A 14454-nucleotide genomic window follows, 5' to 3' on the forward strand; every position below is an offset into this window, starting at 1 on the left:
TCAGAAAGAGAGAGATTTGAGGCTGTCCAGCAGCCGATTACCTACATCGTTCGCCTCGCTGCCAGACTCGCTCTGGAGCAGGTGCTTCAGTCCGCGATTGGCGATCACCGCAGACTGCGATTTCGAGAAGCCTGCATCGCGCAGGAACCGCTCGAATTGTGAAAGCGATGGCATGCCGCCGTGTGCGATGACCGACTTCACGGCTTCAATGCGCGCGTCCGGGTTTGCTGGGTTCGTCACGATGCTGATCTCGACGAGATCTAGCTCGTTCAGAGTACGAACGCCGGTCTTCTCGTTGTAGCTGGAGTCCAGCACGTAATAGCCGATCGACAGGCCGGTGATGGCCTTCGACTTCATGCCGCGATACGCGATCTTTGCGTTCGGCGCATCGTTGATCCACAGTTCGCCGTCGCCGAAAAGGCCGTGATCGTCCTCTTTCAAGCCCGACCACGATCCGATCGGCGTATAGGTGTCGTGCTGCCAGAGGATTGGAAGCGCGCGGCCGCTGGATTGGAGTTCTTTGAGGCTTTTCCCGAATGCGCCAGGCGCGACGATCTCGCCATAACTGTCGACGTTGCCAAACACCGATCCGTAGCCGGAGAAGTGCCCCGCATCATCGACAGATTTAACGTCGAGATCGAACGCGCGGACCTTGTAACCATTTCGGCTTCTACGATTCATTCTTTTGCTCCTGATTCAGCCAATTCTTGAGCGCGTCTTGCGCTTGCAACGCGGCCGACTGCTCGCCGAGCTCGTCGATCGGCAGCAGCGCCGACTGCACCGTGAGAACTGCCGCATTGCCGCTCATCGGCGGCAGATTTTCTTTCACTCGGCACTCGTCGCGCGTCATCAGGCCGTTTTGCGTCATGGTGGAGTAGAAAGCCGCGCGCCCTGCACTGTCAGCGCGCAAAAGGCCCTCAACTGAAAACTCGGCGTAGTACGATCCGCGCTCAGCCGGCGGGAGGCATCCTTTGCTGACTGTCTGTTCGATGCGGGTCAGCCACGGGCGCAATGAGAAAGTCAAGAAGCCGATCATTTGCTGTTCAATGCCCGTACCCCAACTGGTGGACTTCTCGCTGTGCCCGACCATGAACGGCGGCACGCGAAACCAGCGGCAGATTTCTTCGACGTTAAACGCCCTGGTTTCGAGTAACTGCACATCACCCGGATTCATGGTGATGGCCTGATACTTCATGCCCGCCTCAAGCACCATCGTCTTGCCGGCCTGCATTGCGCCGCCGAACTGCTCGGCAAGGTCGTTGCGGATCTCGCCTCGCTTCTCTTTTTGCAGTATCTGGTCAGTCGAAAGCACCCCCGACGGCCGCAAGCCGTTCTTGAAGACGCTGCTACTAGTCTTGTTCGCCGCAGTTGCGTTACCGAGTACCTCACGTGCATACGAGATCACGGAAAGCCCCATCAGACCGTCGAGACTGAAGCCCCGAAAGTGCAGGACGTCATCTTCCGATAGCGTCGCCGTCGTTCCATCGAGATCTTGATACGTGTATTGCAGCGCTCCGGTTGAAAGACGTTTCACCTGCGTGCGCTGAGGAAGCATCATTTCAAGGCCGATGATGGTTCCAGCCGAAACAAGCTTGCGCGCGTAACCATTGCCCCACAGCAGCATGCTCGCAACAATCACTTCCCAGAACTCGGTCGCCGTGTTTTCGGCGTTCGGTTGGCGATGCAGGATGTCGTAAAGCTGATGGGACGTAGCGATCAATCGCGTTCCATTAGTCGTCTTTCGATAGAAGTTCATCGGCAGAGTTGCGATCGTTTCAGCAATCAAGCGCACGCACGCCCATGCCGCCGACAACTGAAGCGCCGAATCAACGGTGACGGACTCGCCACTGGACGAATTCATCCCGCCCCACGCTGCCCAAAAACTACCGTCCGTGAGTGAAATTGGCACGCCAAGCCACTTCAGGACGCGCGCCTTGACGCGCCCCGGCGACTTCTGCTTGCTCTGCTTCATACGATGATCGGACTCGAAAGAAAATCTCCGATGGAGCCTGTTTGCCCTGCGAGCATGGCCCGGCTGACTGCCATAATCAGCGCCACCGCGCCGTCAATCTTGTTGTCGTTACCCTGCTTGATCGGGCGCACGACGTCATCGTTGCCTGGCAAGTTCTTGCCGACCACATTGCTCACGCACCACGACATGATCGGGTTACCGTCGTGATGGAACCGGCCCGAGGTGATCGCAGCCTCAAGTTCTTTCATCGGATCGGACAAGTTCGTGTAGTTCTGCACAATGGTGACCGGTGTCAGCCCCTCGTCTGCGAGCTGGTGCGCAAGGTTGGTCGCGCCGTGCGGGTCCATCGGCACACATTGCACTGGGCTGCTCCGGTTAGACTCAACAGCCTCATGCTGAATGTCGCGATAGTCAATCTCGGCACCATCCGTCTCGAGCAGATGGCCCGAATTAACCCATTTCTGGTACCGCTCCGCCATGCGCCGGTTTTCGGTGTTCTTTACCGTTTCCTCCGGCACCCAGAAGCGTGGCTTGACGCTGTAGTAATGCCGTCGACCCTCGATATCGCGCCAGAAGAGTCGTGCCAGGCTGTTCAAGTCGAGTTTGCGCGCCATGTCCAGTGCCAGAATGCAGTCCTGCCCCTCAAATTGCTCGAGCCTGAGCGTCGGGTCCTCGCAGCTCTTCCAGTCCTCGAGGTTGAAATATCCCGCCTTCGCCGACGTCCACACGTTCAAATGTTTGGTCTTGAACGTGTTCGTGAAGCGCGCCGACTTGATCGCGCGCTGCTGCTGGCTCTCCAAATATTCCTGATAAACCGAGATGCCAATGTTCGGGTTGGCTTTCGCCAGCACGCGCGGATCGGTCCAGTCGTCGCCTTCGTCGATGGTCCATATCCAGCCGAAAAGCTCATCGTCGGGCACAGTTCCTTCCAGCATCTCGATGACCTGCCGCCGCTTGTCGTAGCACGGACCTTCGATGTTTGCCCCGGCCGTCGTGATGATGAACATTAGAGGTTGTTGCCTCGCACCCATGCCGGTAAGCATGGTTTCATAGAGGGCAGATGAATCATGCTCGTGATACTCGTCCACGATCGCGCACGACGGCGATGCGCCGTCGCCCGGATTGCCGATCAGCGGCTCAAAGCGGCTGCCGTCTTCCGGCTTGTTCATGTTCGAGGCATTCACCTCGATTCCTGCGGCCTCGATCAGCATCGGCGAACGCTTGACCATCAGACGAGCGGGTCGAAACACTTCCCATGCTTGCTTTTCAGTCGTCGCGCCGGCGTACACCTCGGCGCCGAACTCGTCGTCGAGTACAAACATTCCGATGCCGACGCCCGCCGCAATAACCGACTTTCCATTCTTGCGTGGCACCTCCCAATAACTCTCGCGGAAACGGCGCTGTCCCGTGCGCTTGCTCACCCATCCGAACGTGCACATCAAACCGAACTTCTGCCATGGCTCAAGCGTCACAAGCTGCCGCTTGAACGCCCAATCGCCCTTCACATGCGGCATCAGTTCAATCAGTGCAAGCTTTCTTTCGGCCGCCGCCGCATCGAACTTCCAGCGAAAATCTCTTTTACGGCTCGCTGCAAGTTCTTTCAGATGACGCTGACACGCGAGCTGTACGTATTTCCCTGCCAGCCGCTTTCCGCGCACGACGGCGCGCGCAAACTGGAGACCCTGCTCCACGCGCGTATAGCTTGCTGCCATCCGGATTTAAGGCCAAAAAAAACATTCAATCATATCCCGAAGCCGTTACTCAGTTCACGGTGCATGCATCGCCGAGCGCTGGCGCAACGGCGCTTGCCTAAGGACCTGCTTGGCCGTGAGCATCGCGCCAACGCTTTGCATCGAGACACTCTGCATAGTCGACGAGCGCGCGAAGCCGCACGATCTTCAGAGCATGATCGCTGGTCTATCCGAGCAATTGAGCAAACGGATTGCTATCTTTCTTTTTACCGCCCCCCGTCACCTTCGACCGGTCGGCCGGCGACATTCCAAATTTGCCGAGAATCGCCTCCAGGCGAGCGAGTTTGGCGGCGCTAAAATTTGTCCAATTCAGGCGAGACTCTGCCAGCAGGCGTGCCGAAAGCTCGACTGTGATGCGATCGGCGCTCGTGAGTACCTCACGCGGCGCTCCGCTTGTAATGTCATTCCATGCCACCAGCTCCTCGCCGGAGAAATAAGAGGGCGCATCTCCAAGCGGGCCAGAGACATCCGGCTCTTCGCGACGCCTTTTCGGATTTCGTTTGTAGGAGCCACGCAACTCCAAGACTGCAGCTGGCGTACGTGGACGCGCCATGGATTAACCCTCTTCTCAAGCGCGAGCAATTGCGCCGCGCTGTTCGGACTCGTTGACCTGTCGCCCAGACGCGCTTTTCAAATCTCATTGTTTAATTTTTGAGCAAATTGGCGACTTTTATGGAGCACATGCCTTATGCGACAAGGCTTTACCGACTACACCCGAAACATGAATTTTGTGGATGTAAAAATTCGACGGAACGGTCGGTCCCTGGCCGATTCGACCCAGAGTTTTTCCACCCCCTCCCCATCAGCGGCGTTCACTGCCAGTCTTAGTCGCGTGACACTTTCGGCAGATGCTTTGAAGATTCTCATCATCGTCAGTGCCGCCTTGAGATCTGGGAACTCGGTGATCGACCTCTGCTGCTAGGGCCACACGGCCAGCGCGCTTGCAGACCTGGCACAAACCGCCGTCGCGCAGCAGGATCCGCTCCCGCTGCTTAACCCACACAGACCCGTAACCGCGTGCATGCCGATTACCGCGCACGGCGTCCGGCTGCCACTTCACATTTTCACGCGCGTGGTGCAGACAATACGAATTGCCACCTGACACAAGGGCGCCGCATCCACGATGTCTGCATGGACGCATTGGTCTGGGTGGCATTCGTAAGTTGCAACAGAGTGATCAATGAACTAGCCTCGAACGAGGCTACCGCGCGAGACTGACTTCATGAAAAGCCCACGCGACGGACGCTGCGCGGGCTTTAGAGGCAATGACGCAGCCTATCGATTAAGGGCTGATTTTAGACCAAAGTGTTCGATCAGCAGTACAACTATTTTGTTCAATTGAATTGAACACTTTGTCGAGGCCGAGTCGCTCCCGCTTACGCCGGATAGACCTACCTAGGGCTGTAGCTCGAATGGCGAACCGCCGCGCTCGGTTATAAACAGTACCGCGTGCACACTGCTGTTGATGGGCTACCAACTTGATGTTAGCGCGAAACCAATACAATCCAAGAAAGCATTCGGCCTCTTCAAACAACTCCTCGCGATTGCATAGCTCGCTGATTGCCATGTTGAAAAATGGCATCTCTGGATCAAGAAACGAGTCAGGCTCCATTGCTGTCAAACGCCGCGGCGGCTGGAGACGCGCGAGCACGTTCGACTTGACGTACGGCGCAAAGATGCGGCGCGTCAGACACCAGATGACCCAGCGATGCGCCTTGTCGTCCGCCGCATTGCGTGCCCCTTCGCTCAACTCCTGTTCACTCATAGCCTCTCCGCTCATCCTGCTATCGCTCAACCCCATAAGAAATACTCCACTGATCCAACCAAGCCACCAACTGCTCGCGCAATTCTTGATTGCGAGGATACGGTAATTGGACCTCACCTCCCGCTTCGATTCCCGCGAAAGGACAACCCGGAAATGAGATCCAACTTTGACCGCAATCAACGCGTCGGACGGCCATCTGCAATATAGGCCCCGGGATGGCAGACATCTGTATGTACGTGAACGCGCTCATTCTCGGCTCGCACGCGGCAGCTTCTCGAAATCGACCGTGATGGTGACGACGGCTTCGTACTCTGTTCCGCAGCTTCCCATCCGGCTGCTAAGCTGCACAACGACGCTCGTGCCATCGCTCGCGCGGGGGACGCCTGCGGCGTTACACACGTGGTCCGCGAGGATGTGCTTGATCTGCTCTGCATGCACTACCGCGCGGTGGGTTTCCGTGTTTGTACGTCCGGTGTGGATGTTAATCATGCTGTGGCCCTTTCCGATGCCGGCGCGTCCGGCGCCATCCATGTCCGATCGCCGCTATCGCGAAACGCCTCAAGCGACTTCCAGTTACTCGCATAAAGGCAATCGACCCATGCGTATTCGTGATTGACCCAATCAGATCTTTGGATCGAGCCGCGGTATCCCAAAGGGATAAAAGCCAGCGCCTTCACCTTGTATTCCTCACCGCTGTGATCAAGATGCCGCACACGGCGCAAGCCATGCACCATCGTTTCTAATGGCGTTTTGTTCGTCATATAGGTGTATCGTCCGCGCATTCCTCTCTCAGTCACCAGACCAACTACGGGGATCTGTACGGTTAATACCATCGGCTGCATCATCTTCATGCGCTTTCCTCTTTCAAACCCATCTTCACAGCGCGCACTCGCTCCCATCGCGCGAATGCGCGGTCCCACGTTGCAAACTTGACCTTGCGCGCCGCCGACCCTTGATCGATCCACGCATGACAAGCGTGGCAGCCCGGAACGGTGAACTCGTGCTTCGCCTTAAGCCCCATTCCCTTGCCGTGCTTGCTTTGGTTTGAGTGGCAGGGCACGACCGACGCTGACGCGCCAAGGCAGACTCCTGCAAGCCGAATCCAGCATGATTCGCCGCAGCATGCAGCGAGATACTTGGAACCTTCGGCCACCGTCGGCTTCTTGATGCGCCGCTTTATCGCCGTGCGTCGCAGGGTGGTCGACCGGTCTGCCGTCTTTCTGAATGGCGACGGCGTAAGTCGCGAGTTAATCACCGAATTTCCTCCACATCCCAGCCGCCGCCGTCGCGCGCCTTTCTCGGATACACCACCTTGAAAACGAGGGGGAAGATCCGTGCAGCGACCTTCATCTTGACCTTGGCGTCGTCGCTGAAGATGGCACGCGCACCCTTCACGTCGTGCATCTCCAGCACCCCGGACGCAGGCAACACCACGTAATCCACAGTCAGAAAGGTCCTCGGCGCGAGTTTCAGCTTGATGCCCTCAAACATGTACCACTGGATTTCGCCTGAGCGTCGTTGCTGTTCGAGATGCGCTTCATAACGACGCTCGGTTGCGTTCTGCTCGCCGTCGCGAAGCCGACCGAGCGCGTGAAGTGTCTTTCTCGCAGCCTCGCCCGGTGTCGCCGTGCCGCGCGCCGCCACTACTTGAGACACCACCGGATCGAAGCCGGACATGATCTCGTCGACTTCGCTGTTTGGCTGTGTGCCGAACTTCTGCGCAAGCGCACGCTGCTGCGAATCTCGACCAACAGTTATGTCGCGTACGCGCGCCGTGCCGACGTTCTTCGTACCTGCCGGCACGTGCACGGGCCAAGATGAGCAGCGTTTCACCATGCTTGCGCTACCTCTCGTTTTACCAACGTGAGGCAATACGGGATGCCCAGAAACAGCGCAATGTAGGATTCGCGCTGCCACACGAGAATGCCGATGATTGCCATCGTGCTTACGAAATCGTAGAACGCGTTCACCGGATAACCATGCTCGTAGTCCCTTGCACGCACCAACAACGCCGCTATCCACATGATTTCGGCAATGATGCAGAGGTAAGCAATGGCGATTTCTCGCGCGTGTTCATATCCGCACTCGATCCACAGATACAGGCAGATAACCAGCAAAATGTCGAAGAAGATGGTACGTACAAGTTTCCGAAGATTCATGATTTTCAACTCCAGCAAAAAAAGGTCGATAAGACACGTCGACTGTCCCGACACGTAACGCCAGTCGGGGAGGAACGCGCAGTTGCGAAAGCCCGGACGAAACACTGCTTCGTTGCCGGAGCTACCTCGAGGCGTATGTGTTCTCACGGCTCAGGCGTGAAAATCCGCCGGCAACAGTGCATCGCCGAATATGTCGAGCACGTTTCGATAGAAGCGCTCGGACCCACTGCGCTGGGCGTCTTTCAGCACGTGGTCTATCCATGGCCCTTTGCCTGCGGCCTTCGCGACCAGCACGCGGTATTCGGGCAACGACTCGTCAGGGTCCTTAGGGCGCACACCGAGTCGCGCAGCCTCGCCGCAGACATCGGCTTCGCCGCCGAGCCACCACTCATTTCGGCTGGCGCCTGAGCGAGCGCTGGGCGCTTCGGCAAGTACCTCGTCAACGAACCGAGCCAGGAAGCCAACATTCACGGCACGGCTGTCAATGTCCCGCTCGCGCGCCGCCACCGCTCGACAATGCGCCTCGCGAAGCTGATCGGCCGTGATCCCACGGCGCACCCATGCGAGCACGTGCGCTCGGTCCGAACTGCGATTGACACGACAACGTTTGCGACGAGCCGCCTCCAAAGCGATAAGCAGCTCGGTGAGCTCGTGCTCAAGGTTTGGATTCTGGGTTTTCGAGAAAGCAGCAGCGGCAGCATCGGAGTTATCCACAGGGTCGCGCGCGCACGCGTTGCTGCTGCTTTTATCGTTAACGACAACATCGTTAACTACAGGGGTAAATCCCCGGGATTTACCGGGGGGTAAATCGTATAGAGCTAACCCGGGGGTAAGCGCTGCTAACCGGGGGGTAAGCTCCTTGGGGCTTACCGGGGGGTTAGCGTCGCTTACCGGGGGGTCAGGGACGCTTACCCCGGGAGTGGGACCGTTTCCGTCCTCGTCGTCGATCTCGTCGAGCTGCTCGGGACCACCAACGTCATACAGCACGCGATAACGATTGCAGGTCTGTCCGCCGCCGCCGCTGCGTTCCTGCGCTATGACTTCGATGTAGCCCCACGCGCGAAGATCAGCAATGCACTGGCTGATGCGCGCACGTGATACGCCCACGCTTTCGGCGAGGGTTTTGCGTTTGACGAATGCCCAGCCGTTCTTATCGGTTCGGTTGCCAAGCGCCATCAAGACGCGCAGAGGCGTCATTGAGGTAAAGCGCGCGTCCGAGAGCACGCGATGTGGAATGATGATGAAGCGGCTCAACGCGCCCTCCTTTCGACACCAATGGCGCGCGTACGATCGATCAGAGCAAGCAATGCGACAACATCGATCCGGTAATACAGCTTATGTTCGAGACGCCGCTCAACTTCAATCAGTACACCAGCTGCGCGCAGCGCCTTACGCGCTGTGCGCTGTTCAGTTGCCGTGAGAGCGGTTGCGCGCTGGATCTCATCAACGGATTTGCTGACGCCCAGCGGCCCGCAACATTCGTCTTGCCACGCGGCAATGGCGCTGAGAAACAACGCGGCCTTCGCGCCCCCAAGGGGAGTAGCGAGAGCGGGATAATAGGCCCACGGGTGGCCTACGTTATCGAGGAACTCTAACAGCCTCATGCGCCACCTCCACGGTCACTTTGAGCGTCGGGAATAGCGCGAGAGCACAAGAGAACAGTCCAATGCGTATGCGTTTTAAGCACAAGGTCGCCAAGTTGCCGGTGCTCGACCCATCTGTAGACGTAGCCGCTCATGAGCGTGCCTCCGAAGTTTTGCGGGAAGCCCTATCCCACGGTTGACGTTCAGACGTGCCCGCGCCCGATGCAGCGTGTCTCGCAAGAATCGCGGAGATCGTGGACGCATAGAAGGAGACGTGTGCGAACGCGTCTTGATGCCGAGTGAGCGGCGACTCAAGCGCTTGCAGCGCAGGCATTGCTTTGCGCCAGGCAGCTTGTGCAATCGTGAGATGGATTAAGAGCGCGCCCAGGTGCTGGGCTTCGTCATGCCTGATCGCGATCCAGCCCGTCGCTTCGCATTCGAGCAACTCCGCTATCCAACACCGAAACTCGGCCGCCTTCGAGGTACGCGCAAGCGTGCCGAGTAAGTGCGCGCCACGTAGAGAGAAAATGCGGACTTGCTCATCGCCACCTTTTGCAGGCAGCGCCACAACGCTGGTCATGTCGTCGCTGAATTTTGCAGCGTTGCGCTCGAATAAGTCGCTGATCGCCCGATGACGATTTTTGTAGCCAAGGGCATCAGCAATCTGCTGCGCCCTTAGCCAACGTTGACCGTAACGATCGATAACGTCGAAGCAGTAAGTCTGAAAACAAAGAGATCGTGTTTGCTCAGGACGAGCGAGGGTATTGGCACGCATGGCGGCCTCTTGTGTTCGGGTTAACAACCCGCTCCCCACTGCTAAATGGGGTGGGCGGGCACATGACAGGGTTAGCAGACCGGGAACACAAGAAACCGGCGAGCCCGAAGGCTCCCCCGCCAAGGCCCGCCCATTGAAAGAGGCGCACAGAGGCGTTACGCACAAAAAAACCGCGTTGCGCGGTTGTGCGCTTGTGTTCTCCAGGCTGCTAAACCCGATCGCTTTGGTGTGAGCGACGCTTTGAGTATAGGCAGCACGGTAGGAAGCGGTCAAGCCCGAGATTTGCCGTTTATCGGCAAACAGCATATAATCTGCAGCATGATCCAGTCGTTTCGATGCGCCGATACGAAGGCGCTTTTTGAAGGCCAACGCATCCCGCGCTTTGCGAACATCCTGACCACCGCCGAACGCAAGCTCAGCGCGCTTGATGCAGCGGCAACCTTGGATGCGCTGCGCTCCCCGCCGGGTAACCGGCTGGAGAGTCTCAAGGGCAACCGCGCGAACCAGTACAGCATCAGAATTAACGGTCAGTGGCGAATCTGTTTCACGTGGACGGTAAAGGGTCCTGCCGACGTTGAGATCGTCGACTATGACTGAACAGGAGCTAATGAAATGGTCAAAAATGGAATGCGCCCGGTGCACCCAGGTGAAGTTCTGCGCGAGGACTACCTCGCGCCGCTTGGGATGAGCGCAAACGCTTTGGCGAACGCGCTGCATGTCACGGCCGGGCGTATCAATGACATCGTGCGGGAGCGGCGCGGCATTACGCCCGACACCGCAATGCGACTTGCGCGCTATTTTGGTGGAGATGCCCAAAGCTGGATGAACCTTCAACTCATGTACGACATGAAGATTGCCGAGCGTGACCTTGCTCGCGATATTGAGCGTGAGATTTCGCCTCGCGAAGCGGCCCATTTCTGAAAAACGATTTGTGCGCTGGTCCCAATATCGCCACAACGACGTGCGCGCGGCTGAGTATGACAATCGCCATAAACACCACATGAGCCGAATGCATAATCCGCCCCACCCTGGCGAGGTCCTCAGGGAATGGATTCCAGAAGGAATCACCGTATCGCAGGCAGCCAAGGCGCTACAGATAAATCGTGTGACGTTGTCGAAGCTTTTGAATGGCAAGGCAAGCGCAACGGCGAATATTGCTTTGCGCTTAGCAGCTTGGCTCGGGACTCCTCCCGACCTATGGATGGGGATGCAAGCCCAGTGGGATCTTTGGCAAGCGCAGCAGCAACCAAGGCCGGACATCAAACCATTGGAAAGACACGCTGGTTGATTTGGTGCGCACGCATGGCCATCGATGTCTTTTATTTTTATAATGACACTCACAAAACCAAATCTCGCCGTAAAAGAAGCGAAGCGGAATCTTGCTGGCGAGTTGCTGCAGGCGATCCGCGAAATGAAGGAAGGCCGTGCAGTTCGCGTCATGCACGTGGAGCCGTCCACAGCATCTGTCGCTCGCGATAAAAGCGGTCTGTAACAAAATGAATTCGCCAAGCTTATTGGCGTCTCAATGCGCACGTTGCAGGAGTGGGAGCAAGGCCGGCGCAAGCCGACCGGAGCTGCCCAAGCCTCGCTGCGCGTTGCGGCGCTGCACCCGGAAGCGCTTCGCGATCTGCAAAGCAGTTGAGTGGGCGCAGTTTTGTTCCGGTGTCTGACGGCGAGTGACGTCGATCGCGATAAGCAAGCCCGAAACAAACTCTGCTGAATACGAGTTAGCTCTTTATGCAATTGATTACCGGGCAAACGACGCGAGGGAAAAGCGTTTTCTATGACTTGTTCGCCGATAGCGAAGCGGCGTCGCTCGAAATGCGCGCAATCTTGCTTCAAGGGCTCTCGACCTGGTTGGACGGTCAGACGATGACGCAAGCCGCAGTCGCGAAAGTGCTTGGCACTAAACAGGCGCGCGTGTCTGACATCAAACGAGGGAAGATCAACCAGTTCAGCCTCGACTTGCTCGTCAGGTTGGCTGCGCGGGCTGGCCTGCATCCCCGCATAGAGCTTGAGTCCAGTCAGCCGAAAATCGCTTTCGAGCGCAGGTAGGAGAGCCGGAATGGCAACGTATAAAGAATTGCGAGAACGCGCACTGGCTGACGTGGCCGTGCGCGCGGAGTACAACAGACTGAATAGCGAAGAGTACGCGCTGCTTGATGAGATCCTGGCTACGTGGCGCGAAGCAGGCCTCAGCCACGCTGAAGTTGACGAGCGCATCGGCACGAAGACACCGGCAGCCGCATAATTGGAAGAATAACGCGCTTGCCGCAAGCACTGCCCGGCGGTTGACGTGGGACGCGACAACGGCAATCGTAAGAAAAAGTCGCCGCGCGGTGAGAAACTCACTGTCGATACATACGAAGTTCCAATTTTAGTCCCCTTAACCGACAGCAAGGGCGAAGTCCGTGAGATGACGAAAGCAGATGCGCATTTCTTTAAACGCGCAAGTGAAGCGCTGCCACTAGCGTTAATTAAGCGGCTCAGCGTGACGCCGTCAGAAAAGAGTTCGGGTGCAGAACTAGCGGGATGTGCTGCCCAGCGTCCACGCAAGTTAAGCTGACCAAACGATCCGAGCTGCCGTTTAGGCGTGAGAACGGGTCTCGCTAAAAGACTGAGAGCGCGTAGTTCCCCAGAAGCTGCGGACGAGAAAATCGAGCCCGTCATGCTCCTCCCTCACCGTTGTGCTCCATTCCCAACACCCAGCGCAGCGCGGCTGCGCGATCTCCCGACGACTTTTCGAGCTCGCGCGTGATCTCCTTTCGACCGCGCAGCTTTGGCTTCGCAGCGCCGATTACTGCACGTTGCGCGCGAGCGCGTGCGTGGCCAACGACATGCTGCCCCGCTGCAACCAATTTCTGAACATTTTCTCGTTGCTGGTCCGGTGGAAGCTTCGAAAGTTGGCGCGCGTGCGTGACATTGATGCGCAAGCTCTCTACCGCCTTGCGGACGTCGGCACAGCAGTCGAGCAGCGCGATGGTGGCGCGAACAGTGCCTATGCCGCACCCGAAGATCGTGCCGACTTCGGCTTCGCTGTAGCCGAGCGCCATTACGCGCCTCATCTTCTCAGCACGGCTGAGCGGCGTGTCCGCCTCACGAAGTTCGTTCTCGCCGATGATTGCAGTCAGCGTCGTGCGTCTGTCGCCTCGATACACCTGCGCCGGGATCTGAATAGGCGTCTCGCCACGTGCTCGCCGCCACTCGTTGACCAACTGGGCCGCTTTGGTACGTTGCCGACCAACCGCAACCTCGGTCTCTCCGGTCTCGGTGTTTTTCACAACCGAGATAGGTTGCAAGACGCCTTGAAAGTCGATGTTTCGAGCAAGATCCTCGTTGACCGGGAGGTCAACGCGTGGATCATAAAGCGGCGAATTCAGGTCCGTCACCAACACCAGCTTGTCAGGATCGAAGAAGAGCAGGTTCGTCTTTCCCGATGCGCCATAAGCGTCAATTGAGTTCTTTGCCATAGTTCATGCTCATCAATTTCGCGTCTCAATCGATCCATGAGCGCAGGGGTTTGCTGCCGTAATGCAATCCGGCGTATCGCATTTTTCGTAGTCGTACTAACCGCAAAACGAACACCCGTCAATCGCGCCTTTTCAGTTACTGATTCGTCTGCTGCTGCGGGGCTTCCTGCGGAGCTGACGGTATGGCGTCTGCGGCTCTGTTCCGCGCGACGGTGAAAGCTGCCATTGGTAATGGCATTGCGGGCTCATAGACAAAGCGCCGCTGTGAGAGTGTCTCGTTCTCGCCGGTCTCAACATGAAAGGCTCCAGGACATTCGGTTTTTACTTGCTCGACAATTGCCTCAAGTGTTTCGCTAGTCGCATTCTTAAGCATTCGATGATGCCGCTCAGTAAGCATTCTTGCTTCTCCTTATGGTACGCAAAACATGGCGCCTTCCGGCTTCATCCCCTTGATTGACCGAACCAACCGCCGCCGCTTGTCAAATGCTGGGAACCTCTTTCCCAGCGATAGTCCGCGTAAGCATCAAAGCCGTGACTGTCGGGTCCTAGCGAATGCTTTAAACTCCGCGGCTATTTTTGTTTCGCCGGATGCGACGTTGTGAAAAGAGGGACCCTGAGGTCGCAAGTGGAGGCAAGGCGCTTGCTTTTCGTCGAACCGCTGCGGATGGCGTCGGACGCAGTGGGCACGGCCGATCCCTAACGCTCGATCTTTCGCGCCGAAATCGGAATCGTCCTTTCACGAATGCGGCCTGCTTTTGAGCGAGTTCCGGCCAGATCAGATGCCAGTCAGCGGGTCGCAGATCGCGGCGACGGCAAATCCCGCGTTTCTCCGCCAAAGGTGCAAGACGAATCAATTTGTCGTCTGGGATGCCGCCTTTGCGCCACGCATGAACGGAAGGCGCGGTTATGCCCAACAGCCGCGCCACAGCTGTCGTGCCGCCCAAAGAATCGATGAGTGCGGAAGGTCTCATATCTCAAA

At 57.6% G+C, this 14454-nt stretch carries 22 protein-coding genes and 1 pseudogene; 7 read left to right on the forward strand and 16 right to left on the reverse strand.

The window, feature by feature from the left end; all coding sequences use genetic code 11:
* The 14 genes from P9292_RS21205 to P9292_RS21270 all read right to left on the reverse strand — a co-directional run bounded on the left by P9292_RS21205 (position 1) and on the right by P9292_RS21270 (position 10311).
* On the reverse strand, positions 1-681 hold the full coding sequence (locus P9292_RS21205; RefSeq protein WP_309853216.1) for an HK97 family phage prohead protease: 681 nt from the start codon (positions 679-681) through the stop codon (positions 1-3).
* A complete protein-coding gene (locus P9292_RS21210) occupies positions 671-1972 on the reverse strand; it encodes a phage portal protein (RefSeq protein ID WP_309853215.1) in 1302 nt (433 codons plus the stop codon). The genes P9292_RS21205 and P9292_RS21210 overlap by 11 nt, the downstream gene beginning before the upstream one ends.
* Positions 1969-3684, reverse strand: a complete 1716-nt coding sequence (locus P9292_RS21215; protein ID WP_309853213.1) for a terminase large subunit — start codon at positions 3682-3684, stop codon at positions 1969-1971. Before P9292_RS21215 ends, P9292_RS21210 begins: the two co-directional genes overlap by 4 nt.
* A 205-nt stretch (positions 3685-3889) precedes the next feature.
* Positions 3890-4276 (reverse strand): hypothetical protein, encoded by a 387-nt coding sequence (locus P9292_RS21220; protein WP_309853211.1) that lies wholly within the window; start codon positions 4274-4276, stop codon positions 3890-3892.
* Between the two features lie 249 nt (positions 4277-4525).
* On the reverse strand, positions 4526-4879 hold the full coding sequence (locus tag P9292_RS21225; protein WP_309961085.1) for an HNH endonuclease: 354 nt from the start codon (positions 4877-4879) through the stop codon (positions 4526-4528).
* A gap of 126 nt (positions 4880-5005) precedes the next feature.
* Positions 5006-5488, reverse strand: a complete 483-nt coding sequence (locus tag P9292_RS21230) for a hypothetical protein (protein WP_309961087.1) — start codon at positions 5486-5488, stop codon at positions 5006-5008.
* A gap of 246 nt (positions 5489-5734) precedes the next feature.
* A complete protein-coding gene (locus tag P9292_RS21235) occupies positions 5735-5977 on the reverse strand; it encodes a hypothetical protein (RefSeq protein WP_309961089.1) in 243 nt (80 codons plus the stop codon).
* On the reverse strand, positions 5974-6339 hold the full coding sequence (locus P9292_RS21240; protein WP_309961090.1) for a hypothetical protein: 366 nt from the start codon (positions 6337-6339) through the stop codon (positions 5974-5976). Before P9292_RS21240 ends, P9292_RS21235 begins: the two co-directional genes overlap by 4 nt.
* Positions 6336-6740 carry a nuclease domain-containing protein gene (locus P9292_RS21245; RefSeq protein WP_309964112.1) on the reverse strand — a complete coding sequence of 135 codons (405 nt, stop codon included), beginning with the start codon at positions 6738-6740 and terminating at the stop codon, positions 6336-6338. Before P9292_RS21245 ends, P9292_RS21240 begins: the two co-directional genes overlap by 4 nt.
* Complete coding sequence (locus P9292_RS21250) at positions 6740-7324, reverse strand: hypothetical protein (protein ID WP_309961092.1); 585 nt, start codon at positions 7322-7324, stop codon at positions 6740-6742. Before P9292_RS21250 ends, P9292_RS21245 begins: the two co-directional genes overlap by 1 nt.
* The gene (locus P9292_RS21255) at positions 7318-7647 is read right to left on the reverse strand and encodes a hypothetical protein (RefSeq protein ID WP_309961094.1); all 330 of its coding nucleotides are present in this window, start codon (positions 7645-7647) and stop codon (positions 7318-7320) included. Before P9292_RS21255 ends, P9292_RS21250 begins: the two co-directional genes overlap by 7 nt.
* A 150-nt stretch (positions 7648-7797) precedes the next feature.
* On the reverse strand, positions 7798-8901 hold the full coding sequence (locus P9292_RS21260) for a helix-turn-helix domain-containing protein (RefSeq protein WP_309961096.1): 1104 nt from the start codon (positions 8899-8901) through the stop codon (positions 7798-7800).
* Positions 8898-9251 carry a hypothetical protein gene (locus P9292_RS21265; protein WP_309961097.1) on the reverse strand — a complete coding sequence of 118 codons (354 nt, stop codon included), beginning with the start codon at positions 9249-9251 and terminating at the stop codon, positions 8898-8900. The genes P9292_RS21260 and P9292_RS21265 overlap by 4 nt, the downstream gene beginning before the upstream one ends.
* 130 nt (positions 9252-9381) lie before the next feature.
* Positions 9382-10311 (reverse strand): Bro-N domain-containing protein, encoded by a 930-nt coding sequence (locus P9292_RS21270; protein WP_309961099.1) that lies wholly within the window; start codon positions 10309-10311, stop codon positions 9382-9384.
* 12 nt (positions 10312-10323) lie between these two features.
* Between P9292_RS21270 and P9292_RS21275 the strand changes: the two genes are divergently transcribed.
* The 7 genes and pseudogenes from P9292_RS21275 to P9292_RS21305 all read left to right on the forward strand — a co-directional run bounded on the left by P9292_RS21275 (position 10324) and on the right by P9292_RS21305 (position 12571).
* The gene (locus tag P9292_RS21275; RefSeq protein WP_309961101.1) at positions 10324-10602 is read left to right on the forward strand and encodes a type II toxin-antitoxin system RelE/ParE family toxin; all 279 of its coding nucleotides are present in this window, start codon (positions 10324-10326) and stop codon (positions 10600-10602) included.
* Positions 10603-10617: 15 nt separating this feature from the next.
* On the forward strand, positions 10618-10926 hold the full coding sequence (locus P9292_RS21280) for a HigA family addiction module antitoxin (protein ID WP_309961103.1): 309 nt from the start codon (positions 10618-10620) through the stop codon (positions 10924-10926).
* Positions 10892-11293, forward strand: coding sequence for a HigA family addiction module antitoxin (locus P9292_RS21285; protein ID WP_309961105.1), 402 nt, complete (start codon positions 10892-10894; stop codon positions 11291-11293). Before P9292_RS21280 ends, P9292_RS21285 begins: the two co-directional genes overlap by 35 nt.
* A gap of 150 nt (positions 11294-11443) precedes the next feature.
* Positions 11444-11647 (forward strand): annotated as a pseudogene (locus P9292_RS21290) (helix-turn-helix domain-containing protein).
* A gap of 95 nt (positions 11648-11742) precedes the next feature.
* On the forward strand, positions 11743-12060 hold the full coding sequence (locus P9292_RS21295) for an XRE family transcriptional regulator (protein ID WP_309961106.1): 318 nt from the start codon (positions 11743-11745) through the stop codon (positions 12058-12060).
* A gap of 10 nt (positions 12061-12070) precedes the next feature.
* Complete coding sequence (locus P9292_RS21300) at positions 12071-12256, forward strand: hypothetical protein (protein WP_309961108.1); 186 nt, start codon at positions 12071-12073, stop codon at positions 12254-12256.
* A gap of 45 nt (positions 12257-12301) precedes the next feature.
* Positions 12302-12571, forward strand: coding sequence for a hypothetical protein (locus P9292_RS21305; RefSeq protein WP_309961110.1), 270 nt, complete (start codon positions 12302-12304; stop codon positions 12569-12571).
* A gap of 100 nt (positions 12572-12671) precedes the next feature.
* On the opposite strand, the gene P9292_RS21310 is transcribed toward P9292_RS21305, so the two are convergent.
* Positions 12672-13475: a ParB/RepB/Spo0J family partition protein gene (locus P9292_RS21310; protein WP_309961112.1), complete on the reverse strand. Its 804-nt coding sequence runs from the start codon at positions 13473-13475 to the stop codon at positions 12672-12674.
* A gap of 557 nt (positions 13476-14032) precedes the next feature.
* On the reverse strand, positions 14033-14446 hold the full coding sequence (locus P9292_RS21315; RefSeq protein ID WP_309961114.1) for a carph-isopro domain-containing protein: 414 nt from the start codon (positions 14444-14446) through the stop codon (positions 14033-14035).
* Between the last annotated feature and the right edge of the window lie 8 nt (positions 14447-14454).

This window comes from Caballeronia sp. LZ001, assembly GCF_031450875.1.
Classification (GTDB): domain Bacteria; phylum Pseudomonadota; class Gammaproteobacteria; order Burkholderiales; family Burkholderiaceae; genus Caballeronia.